Origin of the sequence: Xanthomonas sp. 3498 (assembly GCF_014199795.1) — a bacterium.
GTDB classification, from domain to species: domain Bacteria; phylum Pseudomonadota; class Gammaproteobacteria; order Xanthomonadales; family Xanthomonadaceae; genus Xanthomonas_A; species Xanthomonas_A rydalmerensis.
The window spans coordinates 632,296-654,276 of sequence record NZ_JACHOH010000003.1 but is presented as its reverse complement, the minus strand read 5'-3'; the positions used below and the strand labels follow the sequence as shown (position 1 = coordinate 654,276).

19 protein-coding genes are annotated in these 21,981 nt (G+C 65.0%); 12 read left to right on the top strand and 7 right to left on the bottom strand.

Translation table 11 applies throughout. From position 1 onward, the window contains the following. Positions 1-7 precede the first annotated feature (7 nt). The 12 genes from GGR66_RS12625 to GGR66_RS12570 all read left to right on the top strand — a co-directional run bounded on the left by GGR66_RS12625 (position 8) and on the right by GGR66_RS12570 (position 13,974). Entirely contained in the window at positions 8-880 is an 873-nt protein-coding gene (locus GGR66_RS12625; protein ID WP_160968941.1) for a hypothetical protein, read from the top strand. Between the two features lie 334 nt (positions 881-1,214). Then, complete coding sequence (locus tag GGR66_RS12620) at positions 1,215-1,433, top strand: YdcH family protein (RefSeq protein ID WP_010340228.1); 219 nt, start codon at positions 1,215-1,217, stop codon at positions 1,431-1,433. A 180-nt stretch (positions 1,434-1,613) separates the two neighbouring features. Further along, a complete protein-coding gene (locus GGR66_RS12615) occupies positions 1,614-2,984 on the top strand; it encodes a pyridoxal-phosphate dependent enzyme (protein WP_010340227.1) in 1,371 nt (456 codons plus the stop codon). Positions 2,985-3,070: 86 nt separating this feature from the next. Next, on the top strand, positions 3,071-4,270 hold the full coding sequence (locus tag GGR66_RS12610) for a cystathionine gamma-synthase (RefSeq protein ID WP_184448451.1): 1,200 nt from the start codon (positions 3,071-3,073) through the stop codon (positions 4,268-4,270). Between the two features lie 24 nt (positions 4,271-4,294). Beyond that, the gene (locus GGR66_RS12605; protein ID WP_184448450.1) at positions 4,295-5,113 is read left to right on the top strand and encodes an ABC transporter permease; all 819 of its coding nucleotides are present in this window, start codon (positions 4,295-4,297) and stop codon (positions 5,111-5,113) included. Between the two features lie 39 nt (positions 5,114-5,152). Further along, positions 5,153-6,490 (top strand): ABC transporter ATP-binding protein, encoded by a 1,338-nt coding sequence (locus GGR66_RS12600; RefSeq protein ID WP_184448449.1) that lies wholly within the window; start codon positions 5,153-5,155, stop codon positions 6,488-6,490. Next, on the top strand, positions 6,487-7,047 hold the full coding sequence (locus tag GGR66_RS12595) for a CatB-related O-acetyltransferase (protein WP_184448448.1): 561 nt from the start codon (positions 6,487-6,489) through the stop codon (positions 7,045-7,047). The genes GGR66_RS12600 and GGR66_RS12595 overlap by 4 nt, the downstream gene beginning before the upstream one ends. 61 nt (positions 7,048-7,108) lie before the next feature. Continuing rightward, entirely contained in the window at positions 7,109-8,209 is a 1,101-nt protein-coding gene (locus GGR66_RS12590; protein ID WP_326520998.1) for a class I SAM-dependent methyltransferase, read from the top strand. A 56-nt stretch (positions 8,210-8,265) separates the two neighbouring features. Further along, positions 8,266-10,776 carry a glycosyltransferase gene (locus GGR66_RS12585; protein ID WP_184448447.1) on the top strand — a complete coding sequence of 837 codons (2,511 nt, stop codon included), beginning with the start codon at positions 8,266-8,268 and terminating at the stop codon, positions 10,774-10,776. After that, a complete protein-coding gene (locus tag GGR66_RS12580) occupies positions 10,773-11,747 on the top strand; it encodes a glycosyltransferase (RefSeq protein ID WP_184448446.1) in 975 nt (324 codons plus the stop codon). Before GGR66_RS12585 ends, GGR66_RS12580 begins: the two co-directional genes overlap by 4 nt. Positions 11,748-11,822: 75 nt before the next feature. Continuing rightward, positions 11,823-13,424: a hypothetical protein gene (locus GGR66_RS12575; protein ID WP_184448445.1), complete on the top strand. Its 1,602-nt coding sequence runs from the start codon at positions 11,823-11,825 to the stop codon at positions 13,422-13,424. A 22-nt stretch (positions 13,425-13,446) separates the two neighbouring features. Further along, positions 13,447-13,974 (top strand): hypothetical protein, encoded by a 528-nt coding sequence (locus GGR66_RS12570; protein ID WP_184448444.1) that lies wholly within the window; start codon positions 13,447-13,449, stop codon positions 13,972-13,974. A gap of 268 nt (positions 13,975-14,242) precedes the next feature. On the opposite strand, the gene GGR66_RS12565 is transcribed toward GGR66_RS12570, so the two are convergent. The 7 genes from GGR66_RS12565 to GGR66_RS12535 all read right to left on the bottom strand — a co-directional run bounded on the left by GGR66_RS12565 (position 14,243) and on the right by GGR66_RS12535 (position 21,876). Then, positions 14,243-15,718 carry a hypothetical protein gene (locus tag GGR66_RS12565; protein ID WP_184448443.1) on the bottom strand — a complete coding sequence of 492 codons (1,476 nt, stop codon included), beginning with the start codon at positions 15,716-15,718 and terminating at the stop codon, positions 14,243-14,245. 78 nt (positions 15,719-15,796) lie between these two features. Then, positions 15,797-16,189, bottom strand: a complete 393-nt coding sequence (locus GGR66_RS12560; RefSeq protein ID WP_184448442.1) for a GtrA family protein — start codon at positions 16,187-16,189, stop codon at positions 15,797-15,799. Further along, entirely contained in the window at positions 16,186-17,481 is a 1,296-nt protein-coding gene (locus GGR66_RS12555) for an NAD(P)/FAD-dependent oxidoreductase (protein WP_184448441.1), read from the bottom strand. Before GGR66_RS12555 ends, GGR66_RS12560 begins: the two co-directional genes overlap by 4 nt. A gap of 22 nt (positions 17,482-17,503) precedes the next feature. Further along, positions 17,504-18,448, bottom strand: a complete 945-nt coding sequence (locus tag GGR66_RS12550; RefSeq protein ID WP_184448440.1) for an NAD-dependent epimerase/dehydratase family protein — start codon at positions 18,446-18,448, stop codon at positions 17,504-17,506. A gap of 1 nt (position 18,449) precedes the next feature. Continuing rightward, positions 18,450-19,178, bottom strand: coding sequence for an SDR family oxidoreductase (locus GGR66_RS12545; RefSeq protein WP_184448439.1), 729 nt, complete (start codon positions 19,176-19,178; stop codon positions 18,450-18,452). Between the two features lie 2 nt (positions 19,179-19,180). Further along, positions 19,181-20,488, bottom strand: a complete 1,308-nt coding sequence (locus GGR66_RS12540; RefSeq protein ID WP_184448438.1) for an FAD-binding oxidoreductase — start codon at positions 20,486-20,488, stop codon at positions 19,181-19,183. Continuing rightward, positions 20,488-21,876, bottom strand: coding sequence for a UbiA family prenyltransferase (locus GGR66_RS12535; protein WP_184448499.1), 1,389 nt, complete (start codon positions 21,874-21,876; stop codon positions 20,488-20,490). The genes GGR66_RS12540 and GGR66_RS12535 overlap by 1 nt, the downstream gene beginning before the upstream one ends. Positions 21,877-21,981 lie beyond the last annotated feature (105 nt).

The following is a 21,981-nucleotide window of genomic DNA, read 5'->3' as shown; positions in this document are numbered from 1 at the left end:
GCACGGAATGCGCCGCCTGGCCCTGCTGGCGTTGCTGCTGGCGCCGCTGGGCGCGATCGCGGCCGACGATCCCGAGCTGGCCGTGCTCAACCAGCGCCTGATGGCGCTGCAGGCCGATCCGCTCAATGCCGATGTCGCCGCCTACGAGCGCCTGCAGGCGCAGCAGGCGGTGGCCAACTTCGCCAACGCCAAGCGCAAGGAGCGCGACGAGGCGCGCTACCTGGCCGAGCGCCGGGTCGAGATCGCCGAAACCATGGCCCGCGCCGAAATTGCTCGGCGCCGGGTCGACCAGTTGGAGAAGACCCGCAGCGACCTGCTGATCGAGGCCAGCCGTCGCGAGGCCGCCCGCGCCCGCCAGGAGGCCGAGCGCCTGCGCGTGCAGGCGCAGATCCAGGCCGAGGAGGCCGAGAGCCTGCGCCAGGCCGCCGAAGCCGAGCAGGCCGCGCGGGCGGACGCGGATGCCGCGCTGGCCAGCGTCGCCGGGCAGCAGACCGCCAAGCTCAGCGCCGCGCAGCAGAAGTCGGCCAAGCTGGCGCGCGAGGAGGCCGAGTTGGTCGCCGGCACCAAGCTGCCGGCCTCGCGCTTCGAGACCCGCGGTGAGGTCTTCACCTTCTCCGGTGCGGCCTTCGGTGCGGGCAAGGCCGCGTTGTCGGGCGACGCCACCAATCAGACCAAGGCCCTGTCGCAGTATCTGCAGATCAGCAAGGGCAAGGTGCGGATCGAGGCCTACGACACCGACGCCGGCGTGGCGCAGAAGCGCGCCGACGCCCTGCGCGCGGCCCTGGTGAGCGGCGGCGTCGCCGCCAACCGGGTGCAGGCGGTCGGCAAGAAGGGGCCCTCGACCAAGGCGCGTTCGGCCGAAGTTGTGATCGCGCCCTAAGGTCTGCGGGCGCCCTGCGCAGGCGGTTTAACGGGGTTTTTCCCTGGGCCTGAGCGCCGAGCAACTGAATGCGGCAAAGCGGGCCTGCTTCTCTTGTCCGCGGCGGTGGGGAAGCGTAGGGTCGGTATTCCAGGTGGCACTCCCGCCGCCTGGTGCCAACGGAGGAGTTCGAGCCGATGACGCAGTGGCGCACACCGCAGTCCGACGTCGCAGGAACCGTGGTTCCAGGCGTTGCAGCGGTGCAGCCGGCGGCTCGCGCACTTCCGCTCCCAGGCAACGCCCCGTGCCGCAGCGGCCGGGGCGTTCTTGTTTCTAGCTGAAGGAGGCTATTCCTATGTTCGAAGGGCAACCGCAGACCGAAATCGACGCGTTGATCAAGTCCGATCCGGAGTTCAAGCAGCTCTACCAGCGCCACAAGACCTTGGACAAGAAGTGCATGGACGCCGAACTCGGCGTGCTGCCGATCGACGATGTCACCCTGGCGCAGATGAAGCGCGAAAAGCTCGCCGCCAAGGAAAAGCTGCTGCGCCTTTACGAGCAGAAGCCGCACTGACCGTACTATTGCCCCCTTGTCGCGGGCGGTGGCTGGCCTCCTCGTCGGTTTGCCACCGTCCGCGTCATCCCCCTCCAAAGCCGCGATCGCGGCTTTTTTCGTCCCCGCCGCGCGTTTCCATCCCCGAGCGGGGATAATGACCGGTCCAGCCGCTGCCGCGGCGCGACGCATTCGGACCCGATGGCCATTCACTCCTCCGTACTCGACCTGATCGGCGACACCCCCATCGTCAAGGCCAGCAAGCTCGACACCGGGGTGTGCGAGCTGTACCTGAAGCTGGAGAGCGCCAATCCCGGCGGCTCGATCAAGGATCGCATCGGCCTGTCGATGATCGAGGCGGCCGAGCGCCGCGGCGACCTCAAGCCGGGCGCGGTGCTGGTCGAGGGTACCGCCGGCAATACCGGCATCGGCCTGGCCCTGGTCGCCCAGCAGAAGGGCTACAAGCTGATCCTGGTGGTCCCGGACAAGATGAGCCGGGAGAAGATCTTCAACCTCAAGGCGATGGGCGCCGAGGTCGTGCTGACCCGCTCCGACGTGGCCAAGGGCCACCCGGAGTACTACCAGGACCTGGCCGCGCGCATCGCCGCCGAGACCCCTGGCGCCTATTTCATCAACCAGTTCGGCAACCCCGACAACCCGGCCGCGCACGAGTTCGGCACCGGCCCGGAGATCCTGCGGCAGATGGACGGCCGGCTGGACGCGATCGTGTTCGGCTGCGGCAGCTCCGGCACCATGACCGGCCTGTCGCGTGCCTTCGCCGCCGCCTCGCCGCACACTGAGCTGGTGCTGGCCGACCCGGTCGGGTCGATCCTGACCGAGTACATCGAGCAGGGCACGGTCAGCGAGAAGTCCGGCAGCTGGCTGGTGGAAGGCATCGGCGAGGACTTCCTGCCGGCGATCTCCGATTTCAGCCGGGTCAAGAAGGCCTACTCGATCAGCGATGCCGAGAGCTTCCACACCGCGCGCGAGCTGCTGGCCAAGGAGGGCATCCTCGGTGGCTCCTCCACCGGCACCCTGCTGGCGGCGGCGTTGAAGTACTGCCGCGCACAGACCGAGCCCAAGCGGGTGCTGGTGTTCGTCTGCGACACCGGCAACAAGTACCTGTCGAAGATGTACAACGACTACTGGATGCTGGACAACGGCTTCCTGGAGCGCCCGCAGCACGGCGACCTGCGCGACCTGATCCTGCGCCCGTACAGCCAGCGCGACACCGTGGTGGTCGGCCCCAAGGACCTGCTGACCACCGCCTACCAGCGCATGAAACTGTACGACGTGTCGCAGCTGCCGGTGATGGAGGGCGACCAACTCGTCGGCATCGTCGACGAAAGCGACGTCTTGTTGCATGTATACGGCGACGAGGCGAGGTTCCGTGACCCGGTGGCCACGGCCATGGTCAGCAAGCTCGACCGGCTGGACGTCAAATCGCCGATCGAGGCCCTGCTGCCGGTGTTCGATCGCGGCCAGGTCGCCATCGTGATGAACGAGGGCGCCTTCCTCGGCCTGATCACCCGTATCGACCTGCTCAACTACCTGCGCCGCCGGGTGCAGTAACACTCCCCGCGGCTGGCCGGCCCCGCTGCATGGGGCCATTCAGACCGCGCTGCTAGAATCACGCCCCTTTTCCGGTAACCCCCTTCATGACGGACAACACGTCGAACCCCCAAGGCGACGGCCCAGCGCTGGCGCTGGCGACCCTGGCCATCCATGGCGGACAGCACCCGGACCCGTCCACTGGCGCGGTGATGCCGCCGATCTACGCGACCTCCACCTATGCTCAGTCCAGCCCCGGCGAGCATCAGGGTTTCGAGTACTCGCGCACCCACAACCCGACCCGCTTCGCCTACGAGCGCTGCGTGGCGGCCCTGGAAGGCGGCAGCCGTGGTTTCGCCTTCGCCTCCGGCATGGCAGCGACGGCCACGGTGATCGAGCTGCTGGACAGCGGCAGCCACGTCATCGCGATGGACGACTTGTACGGCGGCAGCTACCGTCTGTTCGAGCGCGTGCGCAAACGCACCGCCGCGCTGGAGTTCGGCTTCGTCGACCTGACCGACCCGGCTGCGTTCGAGGCGGCGATCCGCCCGACCACCAAGATGGTCTGGATCGAGACCCCGACCAATCCGATGCTGAAGATCGTCGATATCGCGGCGATCGCCGCGATCGCGCGCAAGCACGGCCTGCTGGTGGTGGTCGACAACACCTTCGCCTCGCCGCTGCTGCAGCGGCCCCTGGCGCTGGGCGCGGACATCGTGGTGCATTCGGCGACCAAGTACCTCAACGGCCACTCGGACATGGTCGGCGGCATGGCCGTGGTCGGCGACAACGCCGAACTGGCCGAGCAACTGGCGTTCCTGCAGAACTCGGTGGGCGGCGTGCAGGGTCCGTTCGACAGCTTCCTGGCGCTGCGCGGCCTGAAGACCCTGCCGCTGCGCATGCGCGCGCACTGCGACAACGCCCTGGCCCTGGCGCAGTGGCTGGAGACGCACCCGGCGGTGGAGAAGGTGATCTACCCGGGCCTGCCCTCGCATCCGCAGCACGCCCTGGCCGGCCGGCAGATGGCCGGCTACGGCGGCATCGTCTCGATCGTGCTCAAGGGCGGCTTCGACGCGGCCAAGCGTTTCTGCGAGCGCACCCGCCTGTTCACCCTGGCCGAATCCCTAGGTGGCGTCGAGAGCCTGGTCAACCACCCCGCGGTGATGACCCATGCCTCGGTGCCGGTGCAGCGCCGCGACCAGCTCGGCATCAGCGATGCGCTGGTGCGGCTGAGCGTGGGGGTGGAGGATGTGGGGGATTTGCGCCATGACCTCGAGCAGGCGCTTGCGCCCGTGCGCCACAACTGACCTGTTCCACGAGGCGACTTCCTGATGAGCAATTCTCTTTCGCCGGCATCGGCGCTGCGCAGCTTCGCGCAGCACCGCAAGCTGATCTACCAGCTCGCCAAGCGCGAGGTACTTGGCCGCTACCGCGGTTCCATCGCGGGCTTGGCCTGGTCGTTCTTCAATCCGCTGTTGATGCTGGCGGTCTACACCTTCGTCTTTTCCTACGTGTTCAATGCGCGCTGGGGTGGCTCGGTGGAATCCAATCGCGCCGAGTTCGCGATCATCCTGTTTGCCGGCATCATGGTCCACGGCTTCTTGTCCGAGTGCATCAGTCGCGCGCCGATGCTGGTCCTGGCCAACGCCAGTTACGTCAAGAAAGTGGTGTTTCCGCTGGAGATCCTGACCTGGTCGGCGGTTGCGTCGTCGCTGTTCCACATGGTCATCACCCTGGCGGTTCTGCTGATCGCGCAGTTCCTGCTGCTGCATCGGCTGCCGCTGACGGTGCTCTATTTCCCGCTGGTGATCGCGCCGTTGGTGATGGTCGCCTCGGGAGTCACCTGGTTCTTCGCCGCGCTGGGGGTGTACTACCGCGACATCGGCCAGATCACCGGTCTGCTGGCGACGGTACTGCTGTTCATGAGCCCTGCGCTGTATCCGATCACCTCGCTGCCGGAAGGCATGCGCAAGTGGATCTACCTCAACCCGCTGACCTTCATCATCGAGCAGTCCAGAAACGTCTTGATGTGGGGGCTGCCGCCGGACTGGATGGGCTTGCTCAAGTATTCCATCGGCAGCCTCATCGTCGCCTACGTGGGCTACTACTGGTTCCAATTGGTACGCCGCGGTTTCGCGGACGTCGTCTAACCGCTCGCTGAAGCATTCGCTTCGATTCAAAGGTCCATCATGTCGGAATTGGCGATTCGCGTCTCTGGCGCCTCCAAGTGCTATCAGGTCTACGACAAGCCGCACGACCGCATCAAGCAGGCGTTGTTCCCGCGGGTCGGGCGTTCGCTGGGTCTTGCCTCGCGCAAGTATTTCAAAGAGTTCTGGGCGCTGCAGGACGTGTCCTTCGAGGTGCGTCGCGGCGACACCGTGGGCATCATCGGCCGTAATGGCTCGGGCAAGTCGACCCTGTTGCAGATGATCTGCGGCACGCTGTCGCCGACGTCCGGGTCGATCCAGGTGAACGGCCGCGTCGCCGCCTTGCTGGAACTGGGCGCGGGCTTCAATCCCGAGTTCACCGGGCGCGAGAACGTGTTCATGAGCGCGTCCATCCTGGGCCTGACCCATGCGGAAATCGAGGCGCGCCTGGACCGCATCCTGGCGTTCGCCGACATCGGGGATTTCGTCGATCAGCCGGTCAAGGTCTATTCCAGTGGTATGTACGTGCGCTTGGCGTTCGCGGTGATCGCGCACGTGGACGCCGACATCATGGTGGTCGACGAGGCGCTGGCGGTCGGCGACGCAGTGTTCGTGCAGAAATGCATGCGCTTCCTGCGCGCTTTCCGCGAGCGCGGCACGCTGCTGTTCGTCAGCCACGACACCGGCTCGGTCCTGAGTTTCTGCCAGTCGGCGGTGTGGCTGGACAAGGGGGTCATGCGCATGCACGCCTCGGCCCAGGAAACCACCCAGGCCTATATCGAATATTGCGCGCAGGAAAGCTACGGCGACGAGGTGAAGCTGCAGGCGCTCGATCAGCGCGAGGGCAAGGTCATCGGGCCGCGTCCGGTGGCCAAGCCGGTGGAGGAGATCAAGCTCGAACTGTTCGACAACATCGCCCACTCCGACGGTTGGCAGTCGGGCGCCGCCAGCATCGCGTCGGTGGCGCTCACCAACCTCGACGATCCTGGCCGGCCTTATTTCTTCGGCGGCGAGCATGTCGCGCTGCGCATCGTCGCCAATGTGCATCGCGACATGAAGAGCCCCATCCTTGGCTTTTTCGTCAAGGACAGCCTGGGACAATCCCTGTTCGGCGAGCACACCTTCACCCATGTGCAGCCGCCGCTCGACGTGGCCGCGGGCAATCAGCTTGAAGCGGAGTTCGTTTTCCACCTGCCACTACTGCCGAACGGGGATTACTCGATGACGGTCTCTGTCGCCGAGGGCGATCCCCTGACCAATACGCAGCATCACTGGTTGCACGATGCGGTGATCCTCAAGGTGTCCTCGCCTACGCTGCGCTACGGATTGGTCGGCATCCCGTTCGAGCGCGTGCAGATGAAGGTTGCGGAATCCCAATGAACGATACCTTCCAGAGCAGGATCGCGCTGCTGGCCAGCGACGATCCGCGCGTCAGCGTGGGGCGGTTCACCTACGGTAATCCGGAGCTGAAGGTGTGGGCCGAGGACGAGTCCATCGACATCGGCGCGTTCTGCTCGATCGCCGACGATGTGGTCATTTTCGGCGGTGGCGAACACCGTAGCGACTGGGTGACGACGTTTCCCCTGCGCATCGCCTTCGGCGATCCGCTCGCCAAGCGCGATGGCCTTCCGGCCAACAAAGGACCGACCCGCATCGGCAACGACGTCTGGCTGGGGCATGGTGCGATGGTGCTGTCCGGCGTCAGCATTGGCGATGGCGCCATCGTCGGCGCAGGTGCCGTGGTCGCGAAGGATGTTCCGCCTTATGCGATCGTCGCCGGCAATCCGGCCAAACTCGTTCGAAAGCGTTTCTCCGAGCAGCAGATCGAGGCCCTTCTCACCATCCGCTGGTGGGATTGGCCGATCGAAAAGATTCATGCCTGCCAGCATCTGCTATGCAAGGACGATGTCGATGCCTTCATCGCCCAGTTCCAGTAGTGCATCCGCGTGATGCGCAGTGTGCATATCCCTTCGGGAATGTCGTGTACGGAGCAGAATCGTGATCAACTTTCCAATTAACAATACGATGTTCCTGCACCCCCAGTGCACTCCGGAGAGTGCTTGGCTGGGGCATATCCCGTTCGCAGGATGGTTGATCGAGGAAATGCGCCCGGGAATCCTGGTGGAACTGGGGACGCATCGCGGTGCGTCCTACCTGGCGTTCTGCCAGGCGATTCAGGGCTGCGGGGTCCAGGCCAAGTGCTACGCCGTCGACACGTGGGAAGGCGACGAGCACGCGGGTGTCTACGGCGACGAGGTGTTCTTTACGTTGCTGGACTACCACCAACGCAACTATGCCGATTTTTCGCGTTTGATGCGCATGCGTTTCGAGGAGGCCGTCGAGTACTTCGAAGACGGCAGTGTGGATCTGCTGCATATCGATGGATTGCATACCTACGATGCGGTCCGCAATGATTTTGAAACCTGGGCAAGCAAGCTGTCCAAGCGCGCAGTGGTGCTGTTTCACGACATCAACGTCAGGGAGCGCGATTTCGGCGTTTGGCGCTACTGGGCGGAAATCCGCCAGCGCTATCCGTCGTTCGAATTCACGCATACCCATGGCTTGGGCGTGTTGTTGGTAGGCGAAGACCAGCCCGACGCGCTGCGCCAGCTGTGCGCGTTCACCGCAGTGGAAGGGGCGCCGGTCCTGGTGAATCGCCTGTTCGAGCACGTCGGGCAGCTGATCTCGACCAAGCTGGACATCGGCACGCTCGCGCGGGAGCAGGGCAGGCTGGCGGGGTTGTTGAACGAGAGCGAAGCGGCAAAGGGCGACATGTCCGCCGACCTCGCCGGCTTGCGCGAAACGCACGCCGCCTTGCAGTCCAAGCTGGACGAGCAGGCTGCCGCTTATCGCAGCGAAGTGGCGCACAGCGCCGAGCTTTCGGCGAAGGTGGCGGAAGTGCCGGTGCTGATGGGGCGCCTGCAGGAAGAGCTGTTGCAGCTCACCGAAATGCTTTCGGCCAAGGAGGCGGAGATGCAGCGCATTCAAGCGGAGAAACAGCAGCACGAGGTGGCGCTGGAACGCATGCGCGCCTCGTTCAGCTGGCGCCTGATGGCGCCGTTGCGAGCCATGAAGCGAATGTTCACGGGTGCTCAATGATGTTAAGATTGTGGTAATCGATCCGCGCGCACGGATCTCAGTACCCGGAATTTTTAATGAAGCCATGGCGCGTCCTGCTCCTCGACACCAAGCGGAGTAATCCCAACCATTACATCTGCTTGGCCATCGCCAGGGCGCTCGCACAACACGGCGGTGTCGAGTGCATGATCAAGGCCGACTACGGGTCGGCCATCGCGCAGGCGCAACGGCATGGATGCAATTTGCTGCTTGCCTTCGACGGCGAGGAGTTGGATCGCTCCGTAGTCGAGCGCTTGGTGGATGTCTGCGGCCGTGCTGTGCTCTGGGTCACCGAGGATCCGTACGAGCGCAGCATCAACGTGAAGAATTCGGATCTGTTCGATCTGGTGTTCACGAACGATGCCGGCAGTGTCGCTGGATACGGTGCAAAGGGGCGCCATCTGCCATTCGCCGCGGATGAGCACTTCCACTTCCATGCGTTGCCCGAGGTAGACGACGGGCACTACTTCTACGATCTTTTCTTTGCCGGCACGGCCTGGCCAAACCGGGCGGAGTTTCTCGGCAAGCTGCAGGCAGCGATTCCCGATATCCACCTGAAGCTGGCGTTGCCCGCCAACCCGTACATTCCTGCGCCGAAGCTCGGCATGGAGCTGAGCGAATACGACTGGCGCACGCCGAACACCGAGTTCGCCAAGTTCTCCAATCGCAGCCGTTCGGTGCTGACCCTGCATCGTGCGTTCTCCTCCTCGGGCAACGATCCGGTCGCGCATACGCCAGGTCCGCGCTTCTTCGAAGTGGCCTTGGCGGGCGGCTTCCAGTTGGTGGACACCTCCATCCCCGAAATTCGGGTGGACGACTTCTTCACCGAAGGCAAGGAGTACGTCGGCTTTTCCAGCGTGCAGGAGTGCATCCAGAAGTTGGAGCATTACCTGGCCTACCCGCAGGAGCGCCTCGCGATCGCCCGCGCCGCACAGCAGCGCGCCCTGGCCGAACACCTGTACGCCAATCGGGTGCAGACCCTGTTCACGGAGCTGGAGGCGCTGGCGGTGGCGCCGGTGCCGTCGCTGCAGCCGGCGCCCAGGGCGCGGCGGCGCCTAATGATGGTGTCGCACAACATCCTTGGCGTGGAGCCCTACGGCGGGGTGGAGGTCTATCAGGACTCCATGCGCCAGGCGCTCAGGGACGAATTCGAACTGTTCTTCTACGTCCCCGATCGGACGGTGACGCCGGTTGGCATGCGTTACGTGGTCTACAACGAAGCGATGCAGGTGGTCCAGAGCTTCGACTGCGCCTCCCCGCTCGACGACGCGCTGCTGTCCTGCCCCGAGCGCGAGCAAATGTTCTCCGGGTTGCTGGAGAAGTTCCGGATCGATCTGGTGCATTTCCAGCATCTGATCGGCCATGTGCCGTCCCTTGGTTTTATTCCGTCCGCGCTGGGCATTCCGTCGGTGCTGAGCCTGCACGACTACTACGTCGTCTGCTCGCGCTTCAACCTGCTGGACTACCGAGGGGTGTACTGCAACATTCCGGCGCTGCCGGCGGAGACCTGCGATGTGTGCCTGAATGCGGCGCATGGCCTGGCCGCGGGCAGTCAAGCCAAGCGCCGGGCCTTTTACGGCCGCATGCTGTTGGCGATGGACGCGCTCCACGCCAATACCGAGGGCGTGGCATCGCTGTTCAGGACGATGTATCCATTGCTGGAGGGCAGCGAGAAGCTGCGGGTCATGGGCGTGCCGATGCCCCTTGGCGACGAGCGTGCGAAGGTACCGCAGCATCCGCCGGAAATGCCGGATGCGCCGCTGCGGATCGCCATCGTCGGCAACTTCACCAAGAACAAGGGCGGCGACCAACTGGTCCATGCCTTCAACCAGTTGCGTACGGACAATGTCGAATTCACGGTGATCGGGCGGCTTTCCGAGCCGTACAACGAGATCTTCAATGTACTGAAGATCCCGAACCTGCGTGTGCATGGCGCCTACCGCCCTGGCAGCCTGCCGCAGATACTGGCCGGCTTCTCGATGTCGATGCATTTTTCCATCTGGCCCGAGACCTACTGCATCAGCCTGTCCGAGGCGTGGAGCGCGGGTTTGGTGCCGATCGTGTCGGACACGGGCGCGCTCGGCGAGCGGGTGGCCGATGGCGTCAACGGGTTCAAGCTGCCGATGGGAGAGTCGGGCGCGATCGTCTCGCTGGTACGGAGGCTGATCGCCGATCGCGCGGAGGTCGAGCGCGTGCGTGCGAACGTTCATGCCGGCCTCGGTGTCGGTCACCAGGAACATACGCAGTGGCTCAGCGGGCTCTATCACGGCCTGCTGGCGCAGTTGCCGCCGTGGCGTGCGCGTGACGCCGGGGCCCCGCCGCGTGGGCAGACGCTCAAGGAGATCGGCGTGTTGTTGATGGATCGAGTGTGGACCATCCAGCCGCGCGGTGCGACCGTCGTGGTGAACGAGGTCGCTCAATTGGTGCCGACGCCGGAGCCGGGAAGGTTGGGCCGGCTGTATCGGTACTTCAGGAAGAACGGCGCGGTGAACACGGCGCGCAGGCTCGCCTCCAAAGTCGTGAGCCGCCTCTCTGGAGCCGCGAAATGAACACGCCCTCCCGCGTCCTGGTCTGCGGCGCCTCGCCGGACAATCAGAATCGTAACGTGGTGTTGCGCAGTTACGTGGCCGAAGGCTTTTGGCAATTGCGTGGTGTCGAGTTGGTGGTGAACGTGCCGCTCGAGCACGCCGCGGCCAAGGCATGGTCGGCCAAGCCCGAACTGGTCGTGTGCTTCGGTTCGTGCATGCCGGACGATGCCGATTACAGCGGCATCAAGCGCTACTGCGCGCAGACCGGTGCGACGCTGGTGTTCTGGCTGCACGACGATCCCTACGAATTCGATTTCAGCTACAAGATCAAGGACGTCGCCGATCTTGTCTTCAGCAACGACAAGTGGTGCGCCGAGCATTACGATCATCCACGCGCGTTCCACCTGCCGCTGGCAGCGAGCGAGCGAGCGCACTGGCGTCCGATCTCGGCGACGAAGGACGTCAACATCTTTTTCTGCGGCGTCGCTTTCGGTAACCGAATCAAGTTGCTGCGCGATCTGGCAAAGCCGTTGCAGGAGCACGCTGCGGTGGTGCTGGGCGATGGATGGCCGGAGTCGGAGTTGCCGTTCTGCCGCAATCAGCGCCTGCCCAACAACGAGCTCTCGGATCGGTATGCGCGTGCATGGATCACGCTCAACATGGGGCGCGACTACCACTACGCCAACGATCGCTTCAAGCTTGATCCTTCCACGCCGGGGCCGCGCACCTTCGAAGCTGCGATGGCGGGGACGACCCAGTTGTTCTTCGTCGAAAGCCTGGAGATCGTCGATTACTACGCGCCCGGCACCGAGGTCCTGCTCTACAACTCCGTGCGCGAGTTCCGCGAGTGCGTTGAGGCCATGGTCGGCGATCGCAATCGCTGCCTGTCGATCGCCGCGGCGGCCCAGCAGCGCACGCTGCGCGAGCATACCTATCTGCACCGCGCGCAGACGATGCTGGAACATGTGCAGGAGTGGCGCGCAGGCCGGTGACGGGGAAGCCGAGCTTGGCCAATGGCCGGTCGTCGGGCATGGGGAACGTGGTTCGTGTACTGAGGAGGCAGTAACGTGGCAGTGGAGTTGTGGGGAAGCCTGGCGCTTTGCGTTGCGGTGGCGTTGTCGTTGCTTGGAGTGGGGGCGGGGTTGCTGTCGCTCACCGAGGCCGGCAGGCGGCTGCACGGCCTGGAACTGCTGGCGTACTCCGTTGCTGTCGGCGTGGTCGGGCATGGTGCGCTTGGCGTCTTCGTCGTCTCCCTTCCGAGCGACAATCAGCTCAATGCGTGCATCGGGTTTGCGCTGCTGTACGCGCTCTCTTGCTGGCAGTGGTATCGCCATGGCGTGCTCGGCAAGCTGCTGACGGGGCGTTGGCGGCTGACTGTTCTCGGCTTCGCCGCGTGGATCGGCATGGCGCTGTCGTGCATGGCGATCGTGTCGATGCCGGCCCGCTTTCCCGGCGAGTTGCCGGACGGGCCATACGTGATCAAGAACCAGCATCTGCACGTCAAGGTGCAGGTGATGATGGGAGCGTTCCCGGCAGACAATTACCTGCCGTTCCTGTCCAGCGAGTTCCTGCTGCGGGACATCCAGTTCGCGTTCGAACGGCCGCTCATGCCCGGGCAGGAACTGTCGAACCGTCCCATTTTGATGTCGCTGGTGAATGTGCCGTTCCGTGCGGCCCTGGATCCGCCGGCAAAGCAAATCCATGCGCTGCCCAGATTCAAGTACGTCGGCCAGGATTGGCCCGACGTCGGAAGCCTGGGCGACGACGCTGCCTTCCGGCAGTTCCTCGCGGTCGGCATCGTGTTGAACAGCACGTTGTTGCTCGGTGCGGCATTGCTGCTCATGCGGGCCGGATTGCGTGGGGCCTATGTGCTAGCCGGTTTGCTGCTGGTCGTCAGTAGCCCGTACTTCATTGCCCAGACCCTGTTCACCTGGCCGAAATCCCTGGGCGGCTTCTTCCTCATTCTCGGTGCCTATACGTTGCTGTCGCGACGTTCCGCCTTGGCCGCGGGCGTGCTGGCAGGCATGGCGTATTGGTCGCATCCCTACGCAATCGTCTTCGCGGGATGCTTCGGGCTGTACATCCTGCTGCGCGACGGATTCAAACCACAGTGCGTGCGCAACGTGATTGCCTATGGGCTGGCGCTGGTCGCCTGCGTGCTGCCCTGGTGGTTGTGGACGCGCTGGTACTTGCAGATTCCGTCTGACCTGGTGGCGCAGAACCTGTTGAGCTCGGCGAGCCTGGGCGATCTGCTCTGGGTACGCGTCGCCAACGCAGCACGGACGTTCCTGCCGCTGTATCTCGGCACCTATCCGATGGTGCCCAACCAGCTGTTCCAGGAAGTGATGATCTCGATCACCGGCGCCATGGGCGTGTTGGTGAGCGCGCAGGCATATGCGGGCGCATGGACGTATGGCAATCGCCGGCCCAGGGAACTCTTCGCCTTCGTGGTGTTGCCCAGTGCGCTGCTGGTAGGTGTGTTCAGTGCTCCGGCGATTCCTGCAGTCCACGGCCTGCAAGCCATCGGCATCGTGCTGTGCGTGTTCGCGATGAAGTTCATGCAGGATCGCATGAGCAAGCGGATCGCGTTGGCATGCGTCGTCCTTCAGCTATTGATCAATCTTGGCCTGCTGTGGGCAAGGGCCGACGCCCTGCTGCCGCCGGCCTGAAGCGGAATCGAGGAGAAGCGAAATGCGTGTGCGTACCATGCTGACCATGGCCTCCGTCCTGTGGGTGCTGGCCGGGTGCCGACAGTATCCTGCCAGCGAGTGCGAAAAGTACCTGGCGGCAGCAGACGTCTCCGTCCGCGTGCCCATGGACGACTCTTCCAATGCGGCGATCCCGTTGAACGATCAGCAGGTGCTTGCCGGCACCTTCGCGCCTCCGGCCACGCTGCACGTCAAGCGGGCGGCGGTGCAGATCGGCAACAGCGGTGGCGCCGCGCAGGGCAAGATTGCCCTGAAGCTCTGCCAGGATGAGCGCTGCACGATCGGAAGAGCGGAGCTTGCCGGCTCCAAGGACAACGACTACCTGCCGGTCACGTTGGAATCCGAGTTCGCGCTGCAGCAAAGCGGTGGCGTGGTGCGCTACGAACTGGCACGCGAGGCCGGCGGTGACAAGCTGGTTGTCTGGGTGTACCCCGCCCAGGGCAAGGAGTCGCTGACGATCAACGGCAACCCTGAAAGCAAAGTCCTCAATCTGATGCTGTATCAGCGTTGATGCGCTGCGTAACGCGCGCATCCACCCTGCGTGAGGTGCGCGCGTTGGTCGCTTGCCTCGCTGCGACCAGGTAACACCGCACCAACGCACAGCTACACGCTTGCCTCATCTCCCCGTTTCACCGCGAGCGGTGTTGTCCTGTCTGTCACACGCCTGCATTCCGGTGCGTGACCCATAAGCGCTGAGTATCCATTCACACGCTGATCGCCGATGCGTCAGCATATGCGACATCGCGCGCCGGGCGCTGCAGCAACGCCCGGCGCAGCAGTCAGGGTTTGCTCTCAACCTGGATGCACTTTCTGCAGCCGAGGTCGCGCTCGATCAATGGAGTGAACATGTGCATCGGTGGATTGAACTCGTGGTCGAGTTCGCTCAGCGGGCGGTCCTTCACATAGCCCTGCGCCTTTTGCTGCGTCGCGGCTTCCTTGACCACGTTCGCCCATAGCACGTCCGAGGGCGTCAGCAGGTAAGGCCAGATCTGCGGAACGGTAATGCGGATAAAGGCGACTGTGCCGGCCGCCGATCCAAGCGACAGGATCAGGAGCGGTACCAACATCGGTTTGCCGAGCTTGCGCGCAACCAAGCCGACGAGCGCGCTGATCGGCAGGTAAGCGAAAAAGGTAGCGAAGATCAGATAGCGGGTACCGAACAGATAGCCATCCAGGCTATGCGGATCCAGCGTGCCTTTGGTTCGCAGCACCGGGAGCGCGCTGAACAATGCCAGCGCGAGTGTGGGGAAACCCACCACGATGCTGGCCAACATCAGTGACGGCCGGTACTGCGCGCGGGCGCGCTGGGCCATGGCGATCGCGGCGGCAAGCAGCGCGGCCAGCAAGGCCAGGCCATAGACGGCGTCGACCGGGAAGGCGTCCACGTCCGGCCAGCGGAAGCGGCCGCTGGCCCACAGCGACTGCAGCCCGCCATGCACGAGTCCCATGTACAGCGCACCAAACCGCTTTACCAGCGTCGACACTGGTATCGCCAGTTCCGGTGTCGGCACGCCACGAGTCATCATCGCGCCATGTAGCGCCGTCAGCACGGCGAAGATGCAGATGGTGCGCCAATGACGGGGCGCGAGCCGTTGGCTCCACATCAGCACGCAGCAACTGATCAGGGCGGTGATGCTGATGACGAAGCCCACGCCGAGAAAATGCATCGAGGCGTAGCTCCAGGCCATCGCCCAGAGCAACGCGCGTTCGTCCCTGAAGCCGCTTGCGCGGATCAGATAGCGCAGCCCCATCGCGGCACACGCCATGCACAGGAATTGTCCGGCCATGAACGGCCAGGTCACCATTTCCGCGATCGCTGGTTGCAGCAGGAACACCACGGCGAGCAGATAGCCGGCGACCTGCGCAACGCTGCGGCCATTGCCCAAGGCCTCCAGCGTCGTACGCGTGAGTGAAGCCAGAGCGGTACCCAGCAGGCCGAGCAACAGCATCTGCCGCCAGAACCATAGGTGCTCGCTGGTACTGAACAGCCTTGCCTGCAGTAGCTCCGCGGCGAAGTACAGTGGCGTGTAATGGCCACCGTAGGAGGCATAAATGTGCGCGTCGACAAAGTGGGCGAGATCGCCGCTGTACGCCCAAGCGATAAATAGGCCGGATTCTGCCCTGAACGTCTGAATGTTCAGCCCGGACCAATGGTAGAACGCTCCTAGAAAGAGCGTCAGTGCCAACCAAGGAAGAAGGAACCTCTTGGCCAGGTGCATGGCGCCGGATGAGGGCGGTTGTGGTGCGGTGGGCATGGCGCCATTGCTCGCAGAGTGGTGGCACGGTGGTCGAACGCCTTTCGCCCCATGCAGAGGTGACGGGCGGGAAGCGGATCAGTTCTTGAACGACAGGTACTTGTGGCCCAGGTAGCTGGTCACGACGGGCACGGCGACTCCAATCGCGTGGGCGACGGTTTCGTCCAGATAGCGGATGCCGAGCCAGGGGAAAACCCACTTCGCCAGCAACAGACTGATCGCCAGGGTCTGCAGCAGAGCGACGGCGTTGACCACGACGAACCAGGCGATCTGCGTGCGTTGGGTGTTGGAGGTTTCCTTGAACGCCAACTTGCGCATCAAGATGAAGGCCGTGGTCATGCCGACCAGGTAGGCCAGCACGATCGCGGCGGCATACGGCAGCCAATGGCTGAAGAGGATGCGCGAGCCGAAGTTGGCGGCGGCAGCGATGCCGCCGGACAGCAGGAAGAAGAAGAACCGCTTGCTGATCATGCCGTCGCCGCAACCTCGGCCAGACGCCTGCCGACGTCGATGCTTTCGTTGATCGAGCGATCTTCCGGGTAGTAATACGCCGTATCCGCCATGTAGAAGCCCTGCACCGGCGTCTTCATCGGCGGCAGCATGTCTTGGAACCCTGGCGGGCAGATGGTCTGCGCGTACTCGTAGCGATGGCAATGGGTCGCGCGGATCCACTCCGGCTTGAAGTCCGGATTGATCATCGGCAGGTAACGGATGACTTCGTCGATCAGCTGCTGGTTGCTCCACTGCCACTTCGGATGGGTCTTGGGCATGTAGTAGGGCGCGTACACGATGTGCTCGCCAGGGCCCTTGCCGGGGTTGAGGTTGCTGTATTCGATCAGGCCGGGGATGGCGATGCGGTCGTCGCTGATGTTCATCCAGAAGTTTTCGCTGACCGGCTTGGACAGCTTGAGGATCACGCAGGCGACCGGGATGTTCTCGATCGCGGCGACCTGATCGGCAAAGGTCTTGGGCAGGCCCGGCATCATGCCAGGCACGTACTGGATCGGCGCCGTCGACACCACGCCGTCGTAGGCATGATGGCCGTCGCGGGTGCGGATGCCGGTGACCTTGCCGTCGACCGAGGCCACTTCCTCGATCGGTTGCGATAGCAGGATGCGTCCGCCGAGGCGTGCGACTTCCGCCGCCATGCGTTCCAGCAGCACGGCCGAGCCGCCTTCGAGATAGCCCATGCTTTCGTTGAACAGGTTGCGCCGCGACAGCGCCACGCGCTTGATGCGGGTGCCGATCCACGAGGCGGACAGGTCATTCTGGTACTCGAAGAACTTCAGCGCGAAGGCCTTCTCCCACATCACCTTGTAGGCTTTGGGGCCGATCCAGCGGGTGATCCAGTCACGCGCATTTTCCTTGTCCAGCGCCGTCCAGTCGCTGATGCCCTTGGTGTGCATGACGTGCAGGGCGTAGCGGATCTTGTCGACCAGCCCCAGGTGCGGGAAACCGAGCAGGGCGAACGGCGTTCCCCATTTGTGCAGCTTGCCCTGGTAGTAATACCCCATCTTGGTGTCCGTCCAGTGCAGGCGGTCGGACAGCTTCAGGTCCTCGAGCAGCTTGAACAGCGGGAAATCGGTCTTGCAGATGAAGTGGTAGTAGCGCTCGATGCGCAGGCCGTCGAAATCGAAGTCCGCGGACATGCCGCCGATGCGGTCGTCGCGTTCGTAGACGTCGACCTGGTGGCCCTTCTTCAGCAGTTCCATGGCAGCCATCAGGCCCATGGGGCCGCTGCCGACGATCGCGAATGTACTCATGATTCTAGTCTCGTATGACGGTTCAGCGCTTGAGCACGATGTGGCTGTAGCGCGGGTCGGTGTAGCTTTCGCGGATCGCGTCTTCGAACGGCGTCTGCCGCACGCCGAACACCGCTTCGGTATCGACGCCCTTGAAGTCGTCGCCGGCGCTCAGCGCCTTCAGCTGGTCGGCGGTGAACGGCGGCTTGGAACTGAAGAGCGAATACACGCGCAGCAGGAAGGCGAAGAAGCCGATCGGGATATGCACGATCAGGGTGTGCAGCTTCTTGACCCGCTTGATCGTCCTGATGATGTCGACGTAGTCCACGCGGGTGTCGCCGACGATGTCGTAGACATCGCCGTCGGGTTCGCGTTCGATGCACTTGGCGATGCAGCGGCAGAAGTCGCGCTCGTACAGCGGCTGGCGCATGAACCGGCCATCGCCCGGAATCGGGAACACCGGCGTCTTGGCCATGAAGCGCGACAGCCAGCCCAGATGCTTGGGATCGAACCAGCCGAACATCAGGGTCGGGCGCAGCACGCAGTGGCGCAGGCCGCTGGCGACCACCATTTCTTCCTGAGCGCGCTTGGTGTTGGTGTAGTCGTCCTTGGCCACCGAGTTCACCACCGAGGAGCTGATGTGCACCAGATACGGCACCTTCGCCGCGCGACAGGCATCGAGCACGTGCGCGGTCGCGGTCAGGTTGTTGCGAGTGAACAGGTCGGTGGTCTTGCCGGTGATCTGCGCGTGCAGCTGGGCAACGCAGGCTGCACCCTCGAACTCGTGCGCCCAATCGCCCGGCTCGGCCAGATCCGCCTCCACCACGCGCACGGCCGGATGCAGCTCGCGCAGGATCTGCAGGTTGTGCGCATGCTTGTCGATCGCCACAAGCTGGGTGTAGCCCTGCTGCTCCAGTTCGACGATCAGGTTCTGGCCGACCAGGCCCGCGGCGCCGGTGATGACGATCTTGGCGTGTTTGTCGGTCATGTCAGAGCTTGATCCTGCGGAAAACGAATTCGGGAATGGATTTGATGATGAACATGATCGCCCACCAGAAACCGGGCAGGTAGGCGACCGCACGGCGGCCGTCGACTGCGCGCAGGATGCCCTTGGCGATCTGGTCGGGCTTGGCCCACAGCGCACCCTTCTTGAAGGCGGCGGTCATCGGCGTATCGACGAAGCCCGGCTTGATGGTGAGTACGTTGATGCCGTCCGGGCGCAGGCGCTGGCCGAGGCCGCTCAGATACGCGCTGACTGCGGCCTTGGCACTGCCGTACAGGTAGTTGCTGGCGCGGCCGCGGTCGCCGGCGACCGAGGAGATCACCGCCAGCGTCGCGCCCGCGCGCAGGCGCGGCACCAGCGCGGCGCACAGTGCGATCGTCGAGGTGCCGTTGGTGGCGAACTCGCGCATCGACAGTTCGACCGAGGCGTCGCACGCGGCCTGGTCGGGCAGCGTGCCGTGGGCGATCAGCACCACGTCGACGCCACCCAGCGCGGCCCAGGCGGCATCGAACGCCGCCGCATGGCCGGCGCTGTCGTTGACGTCGAGCACGCCGCAACTGGCCTTGCCGCCGCGCGCCGAGAGATCCGACGCGATCGCGTCCAGGCGCGCGGCCTGGCGGCCGAGCAGATGGAGGGCCGCGCCGCGCGCGGCGTAGCGCCGGGCGGTAGCCTCGGCGATGGCCGAGGTGGCGCCAATGATGAGGACGCGTTGCATGTTCACTCCGTGACCCGGCGCCAAAAGCCGGAAGAAAAGCGGGGATCGAGATAGCGGCTGAAGTCCTGCCAGCGGGCATAGGCGCGCTGGAACGAGGCGGCGGACATCCGCGCATCCTTGGCAGGGTACAGAGCGCCGTCGGCGGCGTCGACGATGCGGTCCAGCCGCTCCAGCAGGCGCAGCACGTCGGCGCCGTCGTTGGGGAAGTCCAGCGCCAGCGTGGTGCCCGGGCGCGGGAAGGACAGCATGCCGCGCGCGGGAAGGTCGCCGAATTCCTTCAGCACGGCCAGGAAAGAGCCGCTGCCGCTGCGGGCGATTTCTGCCAGCAGCGCGTCCACGCCGTCGCGCGCGGTGGCCGGCGGCAGCACGCACTGGTACTGCAGGAAGCCGCGCGGGCCGTACATGCGGTTCCAGTGGCGGATGCCGTCCAGCGGATAGAAGAACGGCAGCACATGGCTCAGCCGGCGCTTGCTGCGCGCGGGTTGGCGCCAGTAGTACAGCGCATTGAACGGCCGCAGCGACAGCTTGTTGACCAGCGAGACCGGCGGGGTCAGCGGCATCGCCAGGCCCTTGCCGGGCGAGGCCGGGCGCTCCTCGGGCAGGCCAGCGCAGTGATCGGCACGGGTGAAATGGCCGCGGCCGCGGGCGCGACCGCTGGCCAGGCAGTCGATCCAGGCGACGCTGTATTCGTGGCTGTCGGCCGAGGCGGCGGACAGCGCGAAGAACTCGTCGAGCGAGCCGAAGCGGATGTTCTCCGTCTCCAGCGCCGGGCCAGGCACGCGGCGCAGCTGGATCTCCGCCCAGGTGATCAGCCCGGTCAGGCCGAGTCCGCCGACCGTGGCCGCGAACCAGCCGTCGGCATCGTCGTGCGGGGTGCACAGGCGGCGGCTGCCGTCGCTGCGCAACAGCTCGAAGGCGAGCACGTGGTGGCCGAAGTTGCCGGTGCGGTGATGGTTCTTGCCGTGCACGTCGTTGGCGATGGCGCCGGCCACAGTGACGTAGCGGGTGCCCGGCGTCACCGGCAGGAACCAGCCCTGCGGCAGCGCCAGATCGATGATGTCGGCGAGGGTGACTCCCGCCTCACAGCGCAGCCGGCCGGTGGCCGGGTCGAAGCCGATGAAGCGGTCCAGGCCGCGCGCGCACAGCAGGGTGCCATTCGGATTGAGGCAGCTGTCGCCGTAACTGCGGCCATTACCACGCGGCAGCGCGTTGCCGGCGAAGGCCGGCAGGGCGGCCGCCCGGTCGGCGATCGGCAGCAGCGTCTGCGTCGCGCGCGGGTAGCGTCCCCAGGACTGCCCGGCATCGGCCATCAGATGGCGCTCAGCGCGAACAGCCCGCACAGCACCACCACCACCTGGCTGACCCGGTCGGTGGCGGCGAACACGATCGGGTCGTCGTGCATGTCGCCGCGGTGCGCCACGATCCAGACCCGGCTGACCCAGTACAGCAGCACCGGGCAGATCAGCCACAGCAGCTTGGGATGCCGATACAGCTGCACGCTGGCCGGGCTATTGATGTACAGCGCCATGACCATGACCGCGATGTAGCCGGCCGCCGCGCCCATCGACTGCAGCAGCACCAGGTCTTCCACCGAATAGGCGCGGCCGCTGGCCTTGGTCTTGCCGCTGCCGAGCATCGCGTGCAGTTCGGTGTAGCGCTTGAGCAGCGCCAGCGACAGAAAGATGAACATCGAGAACGCCAGCAGCCAGAACGACAGTTCCAGTTCGATGGCCACCGCACCGCCGATGATGCGCACGGTGTACAGCGCCGCCAGCAGCACCACGTCGATCATCACGATGCGCTTGAGCCGCAGCGAGTAGGCCAGCGTCATCACGTAGTAGGCCAGCAGCACCATTGTGAACTGCAGGTTGCAGGCCAGCGACAGCGCAAGTCCGGCCAGGGTCAGGGCAGGTGCGGCGAACAGGCCCTGCAGCAGCGGCAGTCGACCGGCGGCGAACGGGCGCTTGCGCTTGCGCGGATGCTGGCGGTCGGGGGTGAGATCGAGCAGGTCGTTGAGCACGTAGACGCCGGAAGCGCACAGCCCGAACGCGACCATGGCGATCACCGACTGCAGCACCGACTCGCCGTCCAGGAAGCGGTGCGCTGTCAGCAGCGGCACGAACACCAGCAGGTTCTTCAGCCATTGGTGCAGGCGCAGCGCCTTGAGCCAGGCGCGGGCGCGCGGCGGCGCCGGCCAATGCCCGTGCACCGTGGTGCGCTGCGCGGCAGCGGCGCGCAGCCCGTTGCCGTTGTTGACCACCCAGGCGCCGCCGGCCTTGTCCCACACGTGCAGGTCCACGCGGCCATTGCCGGCATAGTCGAAGTTGCCGGCGCCGAACCGCTCCACCAGCACGTCGGCCTTGTTGCGGCCGGACAGGTTGCGCTGGCCGTCGCTGGCGATGACCTCTTCGAACAGGCCCAGGTGCGCGGCGATCGGCGCGACCAGCAACTGGTCGGAGGCGGTGCACAGCACGCGCGGGCGCTGCGAGGTAGTACGCAGCAGCTCCAGCACGTGCGCGTTGTAGGGCAGGGTTTCGGCCGGGAGCGTGACCCGCGCGGCCAGTTCGCGCTTCAGCGCGGCCTTGCCGCGCAGCAGCCACAGCGGCAGCAGGAACACGTACAGCGGATTGCGCGCCAGCAGGGCCAGCAGGGACTCGTAGAGGATGTCCGAATTCAGCAGCGTGCCGTCCAGATCCACACAGAGCGCACGCCCTGAAACAGCCGGGCGGTCGGCGGGAGAACTGGGGGGGAAGGACATGCTGCGGCCTGGTGATGCATAGCGGGGCCGCATTATAACCAGCGG